This window comes from Ensifer sp. Root558 (assembly GCF_001427045.1).
Taxonomy (GTDB): Bacteria; Pseudomonadota; Alphaproteobacteria; order Rhizobiales; family Rhizobiaceae; genus Ensifer; species Ensifer adhaerens.
This window is the reverse complement of sequence record NZ_LMGC01000001.1, coordinates 209,660-224,723: the sequence shown is the minus strand read 5'-3', so window position 1 is coordinate 224,723 and position 15,064 is coordinate 209,660. Positions and strand designations below refer to the sequence as shown.

Below are 15,064 nucleotides of genomic sequence, written 5' to 3'. Positions count from 1 at the left end.
ATAAGCGGTCTCGAAATCGCCTGTCTTTCCACAGGCTTGGTGCGGCTGGCGCAGAAAACGGAATAAAAGAAGAACATCCTTTCTGGCCTTTCCCCACCGAATCACTACATTGAGCCGCATGATGAGTGGTTTCGACGATATTCCCTTCTTCGACGAGGAGCCGGCGCCGCGCAAGCAGCAGCCCGCCCCCGCAGGTATTCCGGCAACGGGCGGCATCGCCGCGCGCGCCATGGCGGCGCGCGATCGCGCCCAGCCGCGCCCGGACTATCTCTCCGGCCTCAACCCGGAACAGTCCGAAGCGGTCGAGACGCTCGATGGCCCCGTGCTCGTGCTTGCCGGCGCCGGCACCGGCAAGACCCGGGTGCTGACGACCCGCATCGCCCATATCCTTTCGACCAACCGCGCCTTTCCCTCGCAGATCCTGGCGGTGACCTTCACCAACAAGGCGGCGCGCGAGATGAAGGAGCGCATCGGCGTGCTCGTCGGCCATGCGGTCGAAGGCATGCCCTGGCTCGGCACCTTCCACTCGATCGGCGTCAAGCTGCTGCGTCGTCACGCCGAGCTCGTCGGCCTGCGTTCCGATTTCACCATTCTCGACACCGATGACGTAGTGCGGCTGATCAAGCAGCTCATCCAGGCGGAAGGCATCGACGACAAGCGCTGGCCGGCCAAGCAGTTTGCCGGCATGATCGACGGCTGGAAGAACAAGGGCCTCGATCCCGCCCAGATCCCCGAGGGAGACGCCCGCGCCTTTGCCAACGGCAAGGGCCGCGAACTCTATGCTGCCTACCAGAACCGGCTCTTGACGCTGAACGCCTGCGACTTCGGCGATCTTCTTTTGCACCCGATCCGCATCTTCCGCATGCATGCGGATGTGCTGAAGGACTATCACGACAAGTTCCGCTACATTCTCGTCGACGAGTACCAGGACACCAACACGGCGCAGTACATGTGGCTGCGGCTGCTTGCCCAGCGCCCCAAGGGCGTACCGCAGAACGTCTGCTGCGTGGGCGACGACGACCAGTCGATCTATGGCTGGCGCGGCGCGGAAGTGGACAATATCCTGCGCTTCGAAAAGGATTTCCCGGGCGCCAAGGTGATCAAGCTTGAGCGCAACTACCGCTCGACCGAGCACATTCTGGGCGCTGCCGGTCACCTGATCGCCCACAACGAGGGCCGCCTCGGCAAGACGCTCTTTACCGACCGCACCGATCCGGATGATGAGAAGGTGCAGGTGCACGCCGCCTGGGATTCCGAAGAGGAAGCCCGCGCCGTCGGCGAAGAGATCGAGCAGTTGCAGCGCAAGAGCCACAAGCTCAACGACATGGCGATCCTTGTGCGCGCCTCGTTCCAGATGCGCGAATTCGAAGACCGCTTCGTCACGCTCGGCCTCAACTACCGCGTCATCGGCGGCCCGCGCTTCTACGAGCGCCTCGAAATCCGCGATGCCATGGCCTATTTCCGCCTCGTCTGCCAGCCGGCCGACGATCTCGCCTTCGAGCGCATCGTCAACACGCCGAAGCGCGGTCTTGGCGACACCACCGTGCGCACGCTGCACGACTATGCCCGCGCCCGCGACATCCCGATGCTGGCGGCGGCCTCCGAGATCATCGAGACCGACGAGCTGAAGCCGAAGGCGCGCAAGGCGCTGTTCGACGTCGTCACCGATTTCCGCCGCTGGCAGAGCCTGCTGGAAACGACCGTGCACACCGAGCTTGCCGAGCAGATCCTCGACGAGAGCGGCTATACGGCCATGTGGCAGAACGACAAGACGGCGGAAGCCCCCGGACGGCTGGAAAACCTGAAGGAACTCATCCGCTCGATGGAAGCCTTCGAGAGCCTGCGCGGCTTCCTCGAACACGTCGCTCTGGTCATGGATGCCGAGCAGAACGAGAACCTCGATGCCGTCTCGATCATGACGCTGCACTCGGCCAAGGGCCTGGAGTTCGATACCGTCTTCCTGCCCGGCTGGGAGGAAGGCCTGTTCCCGCACCAGCGCGCGCTTGATGAGGGCGGCCGCTCCGGCCTTGAGGAAGAACGGCGCCTCGCCTATGTCGGCATCACCCGCGCCAAGCATCGCTGCCACATCTGGTTCGTCTCCAACCGCCGCATCCACGGCCTCTGGCAGTCGACCATGCCGTCACGCTTCCTCGAGGAGCTGCCGCTCGCCCATGTGGACGTGGCCGAGAATGAACAATCCTATGGCGGCTATGGTCGCGGCGGCTACGGCCAGTCGCGCTTCGACAAGGCTGATCCCTTCCAGAACAACTACTCCACGCCCGGCTGGAAGCGCGCCCAGCAGCACCGCTCCGACGCCACCCGCGACAACTGGGGCACCCGCTCCGGCCACGCGGTCGAGCGCATCGGCTACGGCGAAAGCGGCCCGCGCGGCCGCACGATCGACGGCGAGCTGGTGGCGAAATCGACGGCCACCGAACCCTCGCGTTTCTCGGTCGGCGACCGCGTCTTCCACATGAAGTTCGGCAACGGCAACATCGCCGCCATCGAAGGCAACAAGCTCACCATCGACTTCGACCGCGCCGGCCAGAAGCGGGTGCTGGATGGATTTGTGGAGAAGGCGTGAGGAGGTCGAAGCCCTCCTCACGTGCACTCCCTATGGACTGCACAACCATCGATCTCATGGCGCCAACCGGCGAAGTGCAATAATATTGCGGGCACAATTCTCGCGTTTGAACGAAACCATGTACCGATCTCCCTCGACGCAAAGTGGGTGGAGACATGTCCTGGACGAGCGCTGTTCGCAGCCTGCTGGAGCTGGGCGCCGCAAATGTTGCGGAGGGTGACCGTGAAGGCATCCTCGTCGCGAATGTCGCGGCCTGTGTGATCGTCGTCACCACCACGAGCTTTGCCCTCATCTACGCACTCTATGGCGAGCCGAGCCTCATTCCCCTCGTCTATGCCAATCTCGCCCTAGCCGTCGCGGCCGCCATGACGCCGCTTTTTCATCGCTTCGGCCGCGTCGCGTCAGGGCTTTGGGAATTCGGTATCTGCGTGGTGGTCCTCGTCTGGATCGCCTCCTATGTCGGTCGGGACTCCGGCGTCCTGCTGACGCTGCTCGGCGTGACGCCGGTCGCCTTCGCGATCCTCGGGTTTCAAAACATGGCGCTGGTCACGGTCCTCAGCGCCATGGCTGCGATCACGGTCATCGCCGCATCCATCGCGTTTCCTCAGGCGCGGTCGGGTGTCTATGACGACACCCGTTTCCTGCAACTCCTCCATTCGTCGTCGATCATCACGCTCACGCTCATGTGCTTCGCAACGATCTACTATGCCTTCCACCTGGCGAGAGAGGCGCAGGGGCGGCTCGCCCGCCTGATGACGTCGATCATGCCGGACGAGATCGTGGCGCGCCTGCTGAGGAACGAGCGTGAAACGATCATCGACGAATTCGAGCATGCGACTGTTGTCCTGATCGACATCGTCCAGTTCGTGGCCCTGTCAAACAGCCTGGGGCCGGAACGGACGGTCAACCTGCTCAACGAGCTCTTCAGCGAGTTCGATCGCCTGGCCGCAGCAACCGGTGTCGAAAAGATCAAGACCATCGGCGATGCCTATCTTGCGGTGGCGGGCGTGCCCGCCCGGCACCCCACGCCCGAGAAGGCGGCGGCAGTGTTCGGCTTCGGCGCCATCGCCGCGGCCCGCGAGATCGGCGAACGCCATGGCGTCGTCCTCAAGCTGCGCGCTGGCATGGCCTCGGGATCGGTAACGGCTGGCGTGCTTGGGCGAGCGAAATACGCCTATGATATCTGGGGTGCACCCGTGAACCTTGCCGCGCGCCTGGAAGCGATCGGCAAGCACGGCTGCATCACCACCACCGCAGAAATCAGGCAGCGACTAGGCGAGTCTTTCCTGTTCATTTGCTCCGGCCGCGAGGACATCAAGGGCTTCGGCCCGACTGAGATCTGGACCTCGCGGATGCTGGATCCCGATGCATGTGCCCCTGGCATCCGCGCACACACGGCGAAGTGAGCAGCCGAAAGGAGAGCCCTCAGACCGCCTTGCGATAAACGAGAAACCCCGACTTCTCCGCCACCTTGTCGTAAAGCGTCATCGCCGTCTCATTGGTCTCGTGCGTCATCCAGTAGACGCGTGGCGCGCCGACGGCACGTGCCGCCTCATAGACGCCCTCAATCAACGCTCGTCCGACGCCCTTGCCGCGGGCTTCCGCATTGGTGAAGAGGTCCTGTAGGTAGCAGTTCGGCTGGATCATCGTCGTGCTGCGGTGGAAGAGGTAGTGCGTAAGCCCGATCAGCCGCCCTTCGCTCTCCGCCACCAGCGCATGCACCGGCTCGTAGGCGTCGAAAAAGCGCGACCAGGTCATGGCGGTGATCGCCGGGTCCAGCGCGGTTTCGCCGGAGCGGCCGTAGAAGGCGTTGTAGCCGTCCCAGAGCGGCAGCCATTGTTCGTAGTCGGTCCGGGCTATCGGGCGGATGTGAAGCTTGTCGGTCATTTGTCGGTCCTGTGATCGATTGGATGGAGCGGCACTGCGGCCCTAGCGTTTGGTCATCGCGGCGGTGATTGCCTGAACGTCGGTCATGATCGCATCGCCCATGAAGGCGATGTTTTCCATCGCGCGCTCACCGGCCTCGTGATGCCCTGCCCCGCAGGCGTCACGCACGACGACGGGCACCAGGCCGAGATCGGTCGCATGGCGCACGGTCGGGTCGATGCCGATTTCCGTGGCGATACCGCAGATGGCGAAGGAAGTAAGCCCGAGGTCGCGCAGGATCATGGCGAGCGGCGTGCCCTCGAAGGCGGAAAACGTGATCTTGTCGAGGATCGCCTCGTCGTCACGGGGCGCAAGTTCGGGCACCAGCTCGGAGCCCGGCGTGCCGCGCAGAAACCAGGGGTGCACCGCATCCGGATCGTCTGTCCGCTGCCAGGCCATCGCCTGGCGTAGCTGGAAGGCGCCCATCAGCGGCCTCGGCATCGACAGATGCCGGAGAAAGATCACCGGAAACCCGCCGGCCCGCGCAGCGTCCAGCACCTTCAGCACCTTGGAAAGCACCGCCGGGCCGTTCTTGACCTGATTGGTAATCCCCACCTGCATGTCGTAGACGATGAGCGCCATCCGCTCCGGCCGGCAGAAATCCTCAAGCGTCTTTCCGATTTCCAGTTTCGCGGCCATGACATCTCCTCCGGGCTCCTCCTCTGGCGCCCCTCTCCCGGCAACATCGCGCGCCGGGAATGTGGCGCGGGAGAAGGAGGCTTGCAAGACGGTTTCGGCCGCCTCGCGCAACTATTCGGATGCCTGGCGGAAATCGCGGCAACCGGAGCCCGGCTTGCCCGGAACATGGATCAATCGCGCTCGTTGCGCAGCCGCGCCTTCTCCATCAGCGCCAGCACCTCTTCGTCCGCCGTCTGTTCGAAATTGCGGTAGTACAGGCCGACGGCACGGAACGCGAAGGGCGTGGCGAGGCAGACGATGCGATCGACCTGGCTGCGCAGTTCGGTAAGTTCGCTTTTCGGCGCTACCGGAACGGCAAGCACGAGGCGCCCCACCCCCATTCGCCGCAGCGCCTTGATCGCCGCCCGCACGGTGCCGCCGGTGGCGATACCGTCGTCGACGAGGATTACATCACGGGCTCGGGACGACGCCGGCGCGCGGTCGCCGAAATAGAGCGTGCGGCGGCGCAGGATCTCGGCGCGCTGGCGCTCCGTTTCGGCCTCCAGATAGCCTTTCGGCGGACGGACCAGCCGGATCGCCCGACGGTTGAGCACCAGTTCCGGCTCCTCGCCATCGACCAGAGCGCCCAGACCGAATTCCTCATGCCCAGGCGCGCCGATCTTGCGCACGATCAGGATTTCCAGCGGCGCCGCAATATGGACGGCGATTTCATAGGCGACCGGAACGCCTCCGCGCGGCAGCGCCATGACGAGCGGATCGTCAAGCCCCTCGTCTTCGACCGCGCGCGCCAGCTGGCGCCCGGCATCCGCCCTGTCCTCGAAGAGCCACGTTGCCGTGAACATGTCGCCTCTCCCGGTTCGTCCTCCTGCGTGAGTATCGGGCCCTGAAAACAAGGGGCGCGCATGCCTGGCCCGAGGCTCGGATCGCGCTGCCCGAAGGGCCTCACCCCGGGGCTGCGGGCGGTACCGTTCATGCACGCCTCTTCGCCTGCCGGCGTGCCGCCCCACGGTTGATCGGGCGCCGCTGTGAACAACCGTGCCAATCCCGACCAATCGCTAAAATTGCAACGGATTTCGCCGGGTTTCGTTAAGGCGCCATCGCTACCAATTGGCGTCACATATCTGGCTGAGACGCAAGCCGCCTTTGTTGATTTTAGCACGACAGGCCGTTTCGAAATGAGCTTTCTCCCTGCCATATCGATCATCGCTCTTCTGGCGATGCTCCCGGTGCTGATTTCCCTGCGGGCCTCCATGGTCGAGGGGGGCACGGATTTTGCAGCCGCCTGCGCCATCGCAGCGGCGGCAACGCTGTTTCTGATGCTGTCCGAGATCCCGGCGCTGCGGCCGTTGTCGCTGATCGGCATCGTCTTTCTCATTGGCGCCTGTCTTTTCGTGCTCTCGGGCTTTCACCGGGCGCTCGGCGTCCTCCGGCCGATGTCGACGCCGCTGGTCGCTGCCGCCTCGATTTCGGCCGTGGTGGTGCTGATTGCCGCCTTCGGCCCGCACAGCGCGACATTGCACGCACTGTCGGCCGTCGGCATCGCCGCCGCCTTCGTGCTGATCATCGCCGTCTGTTCGCAGCACCGGCGCGCAGCGCCCGGGCCGATCGAGCGCCTCTGCGTCATCGGCTGCGCCGCCATCGGCTGTTCCGCCCTGATTGCGGTCACGATTTTCTCGCCGATCGCCCACGGGACCGCCGAAACCCCGCTTGCGTCGGCCAGCTGGGACTTCGCCTGCGTCGTGCTTAGATATTTCTACCTGCCTGTGCTGTTCCTCGGCGTGATCCTGATGATCCAGAACCGGGTGATCACCGACCTCAAGAGCGCCATTGCCCGCGATGAGTTGACGGGCGCCCTGTCGCGCCGCGCGCTGCTCGACCTCGGACAGCGGGCGCTGGCAGTGGGTTTTGCGCGCCAGAGACCCGTCACCTTCCTGCTGCTCGATCTCGATTATTTCAAGCAGATCAACGACCGCTACGGCCATGCGGTCGGCGACACGGCGCTCGGCCACTTCGCCGGCACGGTCGCCGCCTGTCTCAGCGGGCGCGGCACGCTCGGGCGCATCGGCGGCGAAGAGTTCGGCATCGTCCTGCCCAATCACTCGGAAGATGCCGCCTTTGCGGTGGCCGAGGAGATCGGCCGCACGGTGCGCGATACGCCGATCGGCCGCTTCGACCGCCCGATCCGGCTGACAGTGAGCATTGGCCTTGCCGAGGCCGAGCCCGGCGATACTATCAGCGACATCATGATCCGCGCCGACATGGCGCTCTACGACGCCAAAGCCGACGGCCGCGACCGCTGCACCATCGCCGGCCGCTTCCAGCCCGAGGCCAGCGCACGGGCTCTTGCCGCCGCCGCCGCGCAAATGCGCGCTGCCGACCACCGAAACCTCGAGCCGCAGCTTCTTCGCGGCACCGGTTGAGCCGGCACGCCTTGTAAAGCCAATTCCCGAACCTATGTGAACCTGGCTGCCCGAGCGCATGCCTTCCCGGGGATTGCCTCGGCAAAAACATGCGTCAATTCAAAATGCTACGGCGACCTTGCGTGAGACGTCAGGCGCTGCAGGAGGACATCCATGTCGCGTTCGCTTCGTGCGCTCTTTTTTGCCGGCCTTGCCATAGCCGCCACAGCCCTGCCCGCTCGCGCCGAAACAGTCGGCGAAGTCGGGGTCGACTGGCTCGGCAACGACATCATGATCGATGCCGTGAGCGACCCGAAGATCAAGGGTGTGACCTGCCACGTGACCTATTTCGACCGCAGCGTCATCGACCGGCTGAAGAACGGCAACTGGTTCGAGGATCCGTCGAACAATTCGATCGCCTGCCGGCAGACCGGCCCGATCGAAATCGGCGACATCGATCTTTCCAAGGAAGGCGAGGAAGTGTTTCGCGCCGGCTTGTCGCTCGTCTGGAAGAACCTGCTCGTCACACGGATCTACGACCGAAGGAACGATACGCTGATCTATCTGGCGCATTCGCGCGAATTGACGGATGGCTCTGCCAAGATGTCGATCACCACCATTCCGCTCTACGGCCAGACGGTCAATTGGCAGAACGGCAAGCCGCAGTAGGAGCGGTCCCTGCCGCCGGTATCGGCGTGCAAGGCGATCGGTCAAAGGTTGAAAGCGCCCGCCGCTTTGCGGGCGCTTCCGAAACCTCTTCGGTGCGAAACAGGGAGAAGTCTGGGAGCAACCCGTTCCGCTTTTGTAAGCACCTGACGTTCCGTGCGTTCACACGAACCTACGTGAACTCCCTGGCGCATTCATGCCAAATCGAATTTCCGCTTTCAACGTTTCCACTTCACCGCGGGATGATCTAGTAGGCCGTCGGCGGAACGATGCCCTGGTAGTAGTCGCCATCACCGCCCTGGTATCCGCCATAGGGGTTGCGATCACGGTAGACCGGCGTCGGCGCCGGCGCCGACATTCTGTTGATGCTGCCCGTCGACATCGTGTCAACCGAAGCGCTCGGCCGCTTCATTGGCGTCATCATCTTGTGTGTGTTCTGCGTTCCGGGAGGATTGTTGACGTCGATGCCCTGGTAATAGCTGTCGGCCAAGGCCGGTCCGGCGATGACCATCGTAACGGAGAGCACGGCGGCGAGTTTCCTGAGAGAGATTGTCATAGGTTCAACTCCTGTTGACGGGACCAGGCACCCGGCCTCCGTTCGGGCACCCGGCAACACCGGTAAAGTAGTACAAGTAACCCGCCCAGCCACTTGACGTTTTGTCACAATGGCATCGCCCAAGCGTGAAGTTCATTGCCGAAGTTTAACTTGACCGTATCGTTCCAGTACGTGCGGAAACGGTCTGAAAACACGCCGAAACGCAAGAAAGCCCCGGCGCCGATGCACCGGGGCTTTCTCAGATAAGGAACAAGCTTGCGTCAGGCGGCCTGGGCCAACTCGTCCGCAATGACGGTATCGAGGTTGAGGAAGCAGACCATGGTCTTTTCCAAAGCGACGATGCCGCGGCAGAAGGCGCGCTGCGCTTCCGGGATGATCTCCGGCGCCGGCTGCAGCGCCTCGCTCTTGATCGTCATCATGTCCGAGACCTGCTCGACCAGGAGGCCAACGAGCTTGCCGGCGATGTCGGTGACGATGATCGCCGAGCGCTCGGACGGCTCGGTCATCTTCATGCCGAGGCGGGCCGCCATGTCGATGACCGGGATCACCGCGCCGCGCAGGTTGATGAGGCCGAGCACGTAGGGCGGCGTATGCGGCATCGGCGTTACCGGCGCCCAGCCGCGGATTTCGCGGATCGCCATGATATCGATGCAGAATTCCTGGTCGCCGAGGTGGAACGACACGATTTCGAGATAGGCGCCGGACTGCTTGATTGCGTTGCTCATGTTCAGAATTCTTCCCAGTTTTCACCGGAGGCCGTCGTCGACGGCACCGAGCCCGGTTTGTTGCCGAATGCGCCCGCAAGCTTGCCCATCAGGGCCTTGGCGGGAGATGGAGTTGGAAACGAGGCCATTTTGGCAGCGCCGATCTTGCGCAGCGGCACCGCTTCGCTGGTGCCCTTGGCTGCCGGCCGCTGAACGGCTGAAACCGAAGGTGTTTTCGTCTGCACCGGCGCAGCGGTCCTCGCCGCGGGCGTCACAGGCGCCGGCGCCGCCGTCGGCATGGCGCGCTGCATCGTGTGCCCTTCGCGGAATTGGCCGACGAGGTCCGTCAGGCGTTCGGCGTCCTGCGCCAGCGTGTGGCTGGAGGCATTGGTCTGCTCGACCATGGCGGCGTTCTGCTGCGTCATCTGGTCGAGTTGGCCGACGGCCGTGCTGATCTCGTTGAGACCCGTCGACTGTTCGCGCGCCGCCATCACGATCGCGGTCATCAGTTCGTTGATGCGCGCGACATCAGTGCCGATCCGCCCGAGCGCCTCGCCGGTCGCCTGCACCAGCTTGACGCCGGTGCCGACCTCGCTGCCGGAGCGGCTGACGAGCGCCTTGATGTCCTTGGCGGCACCGGCGGCGCGCTGCGCCAGCTCGCGCACTTCCTGCGCCACGACCGCAAAGCCCTTGCCGGCTTCGCCCGCGCGCGCCGCCTCGACGCCGGCATTGAGCGCCAGAAGGTTGGTCTGGAAGGCAATCTCGTCGATGACGTTGATGATCTTGCCGATTTCGTTCGAGGCACCCTCGATGCGGGCCATGGCGGCGATCGCCTGGCCGACGATGCGGCCGGACTCCTCGGCATTGGTGCGGGTCTGGTCGACCATCTGGCTCGCCTCTTCGGCGCGCTGGGTCGCGGTGCGGACCGTCACGGTGATTTCGTCGAGGGCTGCCGAGGTCTGCTCCAGCGAAGCGGCCTGCCGCTCGGTGCGGCGCGCCAGGTCGTCGGCCGCCGTGCGCATCTGCCGCCCGTTGGATTCGATCGAAAGCGCATTGTCCTTAACGCTCGAAAGCACCACGCGCAGCCGCTCGACCGTCTGGTTGAAGTTCTGCCGGAGCTGGTCGAGATTGCCGTCGAACGGTCGGTCGATGGCAACGGCAAGGTCACCCTCGGCAAGCTGGGTCAGCGCGCGGCCGAGATTGTCGATCGCCGCCTGGATACGGCGCACCGCCTCCTCGCGCTCCTGCTGCTGCTGTTCGCGTTCCTTCTCGATCTCGCGGCGGCTGTGGGCAGCACTCTGTTCGAGAGACTGCTTTTCGATCGCCGACAGGCGGAAGAGGTCGACGGAGCGCGCCATGGCGCCGATTTCGTCGCCGCGGTCGAGCGCTTCCAGCTTGGTCGAAAGTTCGCCCTTCTGGATCCGCTGCATGCCATCGCGCAGGGAGAGAATGCCGCGCCTGAGCGTGCTGCCATGGAACCAGAGCAGATAAAGCAGCGTCGCCATGGCGATGAGGCCGGAGGCGAGCTGAAGCTGGAACGCCTCGTCGGAGGTGGCGCGCGCCTCGGCAACGCGCGTCTGAACCAGCGTCGCTGCCGCTTCGGAGAGGCTGGCGAGCGCCGTGGCGACCCGTTCGCCGGCACCGTCGATCGCGTCGTCGATCTTGCCGAAGTCGTCAGCCGAAGCCTTGCCTTCGATCAGTGCCTTCAGGTCCGTTCCGATCGCCCGGCGCAGTTCCGCCACATCGGCGTCAAAGGTCGAAAGCGCATCGCTGCCGCCAATGAGGCCGGCAAGCGCCTTGATATCGGTCGATTTCGTCTCAAGCAGTTTCAGGATCTCGGCGATGCTGGCGGCGCGCGCCGGCTGGATCGCGCCCTCCTCGCGGTCGATGATGCTGTCCATCGCATTGAGCACGAGATTGGTGGTCGCAAGCCGGACCTCGTCGACCGTGGTCAGCCCGTTCTGCGCGGCGAGCGCGCCCTGCAGGGCATCGTTCGCCTGCCGGCCCTCGTACCAGGCGACTCCGAGCACGGAGCCAAAACCGACGAAAGCGGCACCGGCAAGCGTTGCCAGCCGCTGGCTTACGGAAAGATTGCGCTTCAATGGGGAAGATGCGGCGGTCATAGACATTCCATGCTCACGGACCCGGCGCGGGCCGGATCCTCCGTTAGGATCGATGCGGAAAACCGGGCTCGATCAAACCGGATGACCTCATGTCATGTCGGAGCACAACGCTCCCCCGCGCTGGAAAAACACTGTCAAACAGACCTTAAACATTCGCTAAGGCGCCCCGCCGATCCCCAGGGAAAACGCCTTATTTTCGAGATCGCGCATATTTACTGCAAGCGCCGGTTTTCCCGGCATTTGAGGGCACAATCCATCAGCACGCCGGGTGCCGGTTTTGACACCGATCTCGTGACAGGCCCAGACAGACCCACGGTCCGCCGGCAGCGCGCCCGCTTCCCCTTGCCGCCCGAACTGTTATGATGATGCCATGAACACGAAGACTGAGCGCTCGATCCGCCTTCCTCTCGTCGCAACCCTTGCGGCCGCGATCGCCGTCGTGCTGCTGCTTGCCTTCCGCGGCTGGATGGAAAACGGCGCCGAGATGTTCCTGGCACTCGCCCAGTCCGGCCTTTCCTGGTGTTTTTAGCGCGGCCACGCTTCTAAGTTTTGCCCCTTACCCTAACCTTCTCCCCGCTTGCGGGAAGAAGGGACGAGAGCGAGCGAAACGTCGCCGTGCGGTTCTTCTGCGGTGGGTGTTGGCGCACTGAGGCTCATTGTCGGAGCGGGAGGTGGCCGTGCGGTCCCTTCTCCCCGTCACGACGGAAGGTCGCGGCAGCGGGATGAGTGGCAGCCACCCGACAAAATGCTCGCCCCGCTGCCACAACCTGCGGCAATTGTCCCATTTGCGCGGGGTGCGTGAAGGCGGTATCAAGGGCCAATCAACCGGACACGGCCGTCCTCGGCCCCAACAAATCGGTAGCACGCATGAAAACCATCCGCATCGTCCTTTGGGCCGCCGTCGTCGTCATGGCGGGTATCCTGGGCTGGCTGACCTATGAAATGACCCAGTCGAAACAGCAGGCCGCCTCCGGCCCCTTCGGCGTTCCCTTCACGCTGGTTGCCCAGGACGGCAAGGAAATCACCGAGAAGGCCTTCACCGGCAAGCCGACCGCGCTCTTCTTCGGCTTCACCCATTGCCCCGAGGTCTGCCCGACGACGCTGTTCGAACTGAACGGCTGGCTGGAACAGGTCGACCCCGAAGGCAACAAACTGCAGGCCTATTTCATCACCGTCGATCCCGAGCGCGACACCCCGGAAATCCTCGGCCAGTACGTCTCCAACGTCTCCAAGCGCATCACCGGCATTTCCGGTCCGGCCGACAAGGTCATGGAGATGGTCAAGGGCTTCCGCGTTTACGCCAAGAAGGTTCCGGTCGACGCCGCAAAGCCCGACGGCGACTATACCATGGACCACACCGCATCGGTGTTCCTGCTCGACGCCAACGGCAAGTTCTCTGGCACCATCGCCTATGAGGAAAACCCGGAGACGGCGGTAAAGAAGCTGGAAAACCTGACCAAGGGCTGAGCCCTTCGATCCTGACCTGAAGATGCAAGCGCCGGCCCCGTCCGGCGCTTTGCCTTTGTAGGGCAATCGTGATAGCGCACAGCACACGATTGCCGACGCTTGAGCGCACCCCTTTCAGGGCTTGGTGCGGGCGGCGGATTTGCCAGCCGAAGGACGGACCCTTGAGCGAGATCAGACTTTTCGTCACCACCACCGAGAAGCAGGCGGAAGCCGTGCTCGACCGCATGAGCGAGGTCTTCGGCGAAGAGGACTATGCCATCGGCACGACGGAAGTCGACGAGAAGCGCGACATCTGGGAAGCCTCGATCTACATGATGATGGTCGACGAGGAGAGCGTGGGCGAACGTCTCACCGAAGCGCTCTCTGAAAACTTCGCTCATCTCCCGATCGAGCGCGAAGTGCTGCCGGATATCGACTGGATCGCCAAGTCACTCGAGGGCCTGGCGCCGGTGCGCGCCGGTCGCTTCGTCGTGCACGGCTCGCATGACCGCGACAAGGTCAAGACCGGCGAAATCGCCATCGAGATCGACGCCGGCCAGGCCTTCGGCACCGGCCATCACGGCACCACCGCCGGCTGCCTCGAAGTGCTGGCGACCGTCGCGCGCACCCGCACCGTGCGCAACGTGCTCGATCTCGGCACCGGCAGCGGCGTGCTGGCGATCGCCGCCTGGAAACTGATGCACGTGCCGGTCCTTGCCACCGACATCGACCCGATCGCCACCCGCGTCGCCGAAGAAAACGCCCGGGTCAACGGCGTCGTTACCGGCATGACCTTTGCGACCGCCCCTGGCTTTCATTCGACGGCCTTCAGCACCAACGGCCCCTTCGATCTAATCATCGCCAACATCCTCGCCCGCCCCTTGATGAAGATGGCGCCGCAGCTCGTCGCCAACCTCGCCCCCGGCGGCTCGGTGATCCTCTCGGGCATCCTTGCCGAACAGCGCTGGAAAGTGCTCGCCCATTACAACGGCCAGCACCTGCGCCACGTGCGCACCATCTGGCGCAACGGCTGGGTAACGATCCATCTGGAGAAGTGAGGCCCGGCCGCTAATCTTGCGTGACCATGACATCCTCAATTAATGTCGTCGGCGTTCCACGCGCAAACAACCAATCCCGCGCCAGGCATTCGAAGGTGTCGTCGCGAAGATAGAACAGGAAATGCCTGTTCGCCGTCTCCGGCATGGGTGCCGGGCGCCAGCTCGATACCTGGTCGCGCAGCGGATCGTCGCCCACCAACTCGTAAAACTCACCCCACTTGGGAGCGAGCCTGCTGTAACGGCATTGGCCGCGAAACCAACCCTCGTCATTGGTCGCTCCGAGTCGCCAGGCTTGGCATCCGCCGAACGTGAGATAACCGATCTCATCCTCGCGCGCCGGATGCCCCCAAAGAGCCAGCCGAAAGCAAAGCTGGATTAGGCTTCCTGCCGCGCGGACTTCCACCGCCGGAACATTCGGATCAGCGTTCCAGTTTTCGTTGAGTTGTATGAAGCTCAAGCTTGGCAAGCGAACTACCTCACGACCGTATCGATTCGGCTGGAATGATACTTCTTGCCGTGACCAACCAAACCGAAAAACGAAAAGGCCGCCTCGTCCATCATGACGGGCGGCCTTTCGAAACTAAGGCGATGCCAGAGGCATCGCCTGCTGGTTGGCTTGTGGCCAACCATGCCCGCGAGCCTGAGGAGGAGGAGTGCTCGAGCGGGCGTCTACCGTTCCGAAGCTGACCACCCTTGAGGGAGGAGGAGAACAGAGTGACCAACTATTCTCGGAACCGCAGCTTTTTGAACCACCGGATGTTTGTCCGTGTTCGTTGAGGCGGCTTATAAACTATTATTCCGATAGAGAAAGAGTTTTTTGAGCATGGGTGCCATGCGCTGAGCGCATATGTATGGTAAATGAGCAATTGCCCTCCTATCAGGGTGCAACCGCAGCGTTGCGCGGACCGGGAATCAGGCCACCATGCAGGATATCGCCTCTTTCCCGGCAAGGGCGATTTCCGC

The 15,064-nt window shown here is 63.7% G+C and carries 14 protein-coding genes; 7 read left to right on the top strand and 7 right to left on the bottom strand.

Annotated elements, in window-relative coordinates:
- The first annotated feature begins 118 nt into the window (after window positions 1–118).
- Together ASD63_RS01065 and ASD63_RS01060 are read left to right on the top strand one after the other, a co-directional pair.
- Window positions 119–2,584 (top strand): UvrD-helicase domain-containing protein, encoded by a 2,466-nt coding sequence (locus ASD63_RS01065; protein WP_034792560.1) that lies wholly within the window; start codon window positions 119–121, stop codon window positions 2,582–2,584.
- Window positions 2,585–2,739: 155 nt separating this feature from the next.
- Window positions 2,740–3,990, top strand: coding sequence for an adenylate/guanylate cyclase domain-containing protein (locus tag ASD63_RS01060; RefSeq protein ID WP_034792559.1), 1,251 nt, complete (start codon window positions 2,740–2,742; stop codon window positions 3,988–3,990).
- Window positions 3,991–4,009: 19 nt separating this feature from the next.
- Here ASD63_RS01060 and ASD63_RS01055 read toward each other — a convergent pair whose 3' ends face one another.
- The 3 genes from ASD63_RS01055 to ASD63_RS01045 all read right to left on the bottom strand — a co-directional run bounded on the left by ASD63_RS01055 (window position 4,010) and on the right by ASD63_RS01045 (window position 5,991).
- Window positions 4,010–4,471 (bottom strand): GNAT family N-acetyltransferase, encoded by a 462-nt coding sequence (locus tag ASD63_RS01055; protein ID WP_034792558.1) that lies wholly within the window; start codon window positions 4,469–4,471, stop codon window positions 4,010–4,012.
- Between the two features lie 42 nt (window positions 4,472–4,513).
- Window positions 4,514–5,149, bottom strand: a complete 636-nt coding sequence (locus tag ASD63_RS01050; RefSeq protein ID WP_034792554.1) for an isochorismatase family cysteine hydrolase — start codon at window positions 5,147–5,149, stop codon at window positions 4,514–4,516.
- A gap of 170 nt (window positions 5,150–5,319) precedes the next feature.
- Window positions 5,320–5,991 carry a phosphoribosyltransferase gene (locus ASD63_RS01045; protein WP_034792548.1) on the bottom strand — a complete coding sequence of 224 codons (672 nt, stop codon included), beginning with the start codon at window positions 5,989–5,991 and terminating at the stop codon, window positions 5,320–5,322.
- A 333-nt stretch (window positions 5,992–6,324) separates the two neighbouring features.
- Here ASD63_RS01045 and ASD63_RS01040 point away from each other — a divergent pair, with 333 nt between their 5' ends.
- Complete coding sequence (locus ASD63_RS01040; RefSeq protein WP_060528757.1) at window positions 6,325–7,569, top strand: GGDEF domain-containing protein; 1,245 nt, start codon at window positions 6,325–6,327, stop codon at window positions 7,567–7,569.
- Between the two features lie 153 nt (window positions 7,570–7,722).
- Window positions 7,723–8,217: a CreA family protein gene (locus tag ASD63_RS01035; RefSeq protein WP_034792543.1), complete on the top strand. Its 495-nt coding sequence runs from the start codon at window positions 7,723–7,725 to the stop codon at window positions 8,215–8,217.
- A gap of 244 nt (window positions 8,218–8,461) precedes the next feature.
- Here ASD63_RS01035 and ASD63_RS01030 read toward each other — a convergent pair whose 3' ends face one another.
- The 3 genes from ASD63_RS01030 to ASD63_RS01020 form a co-directional block, all read right to left on the bottom strand.
- Complete coding sequence (locus tag ASD63_RS01030; RefSeq protein WP_034792540.1) at window positions 8,462–8,770, bottom strand: hypothetical protein; 309 nt, start codon at window positions 8,768–8,770, stop codon at window positions 8,462–8,464.
- A gap of 260 nt (window positions 8,771–9,030) precedes the next feature.
- Entirely contained in the window at window positions 9,031–9,495 is a 465-nt protein-coding gene (locus ASD63_RS01025) for a chemotaxis protein CheW (protein WP_034792537.1), read from the bottom strand.
- 2 nt (window positions 9,496–9,497) lie between these two features.
- Window positions 9,498–11,597 (bottom strand): methyl-accepting chemotaxis protein, encoded by a 2,100-nt coding sequence (locus tag ASD63_RS01020; protein ID WP_034792534.1) that lies wholly within the window; start codon window positions 11,595–11,597, stop codon window positions 9,498–9,500.
- A 370-nt stretch (window positions 11,598–11,967) separates the two neighbouring features.
- On the opposite strand from ASD63_RS01020, the gene ASD63_RS35545 reads away from it, so the two are divergent.
- The 3 genes from ASD63_RS35545 (at window position 11,968) to ASD63_RS01010 (ending at window position 14,101) form a co-directional block, all read left to right on the top strand.
- The gene (locus tag ASD63_RS35545; protein ID WP_034792531.1) at window positions 11,968–12,126 is read left to right on the top strand and encodes a hypothetical protein; all 159 of its coding nucleotides are present in this window, start codon (window positions 11,968–11,970) and stop codon (window positions 12,124–12,126) included.
- A gap of 338 nt (window positions 12,127–12,464) precedes the next feature.
- The gene (locus tag ASD63_RS01015; protein WP_034792528.1) at window positions 12,465–13,064 is read left to right on the top strand and encodes an SCO family protein; all 600 of its coding nucleotides are present in this window, start codon (window positions 12,465–12,467) and stop codon (window positions 13,062–13,064) included.
- A gap of 161 nt (window positions 13,065–13,225) precedes the next feature.
- Window positions 13,226–14,101 carry a 50S ribosomal protein L11 methyltransferase gene (locus tag ASD63_RS01010; protein WP_034792526.1) on the top strand — a complete coding sequence of 292 codons (876 nt, stop codon included), beginning with the start codon at window positions 13,226–13,228 and terminating at the stop codon, window positions 14,099–14,101.
- 10 nt (window positions 14,102–14,111) lie between these two features.
- Here ASD63_RS01010 and ASD63_RS01005 read toward each other — a convergent pair whose 3' ends face one another.
- Window positions 14,112–14,567 carry a hypothetical protein gene (locus ASD63_RS01005; RefSeq protein ID WP_051659252.1) on the bottom strand — a complete coding sequence of 152 codons (456 nt, stop codon included), beginning with the start codon at window positions 14,565–14,567 and terminating at the stop codon, window positions 14,112–14,114.
- Between the last annotated feature and the right edge of the window lie 497 nt (window positions 14,568–15,064).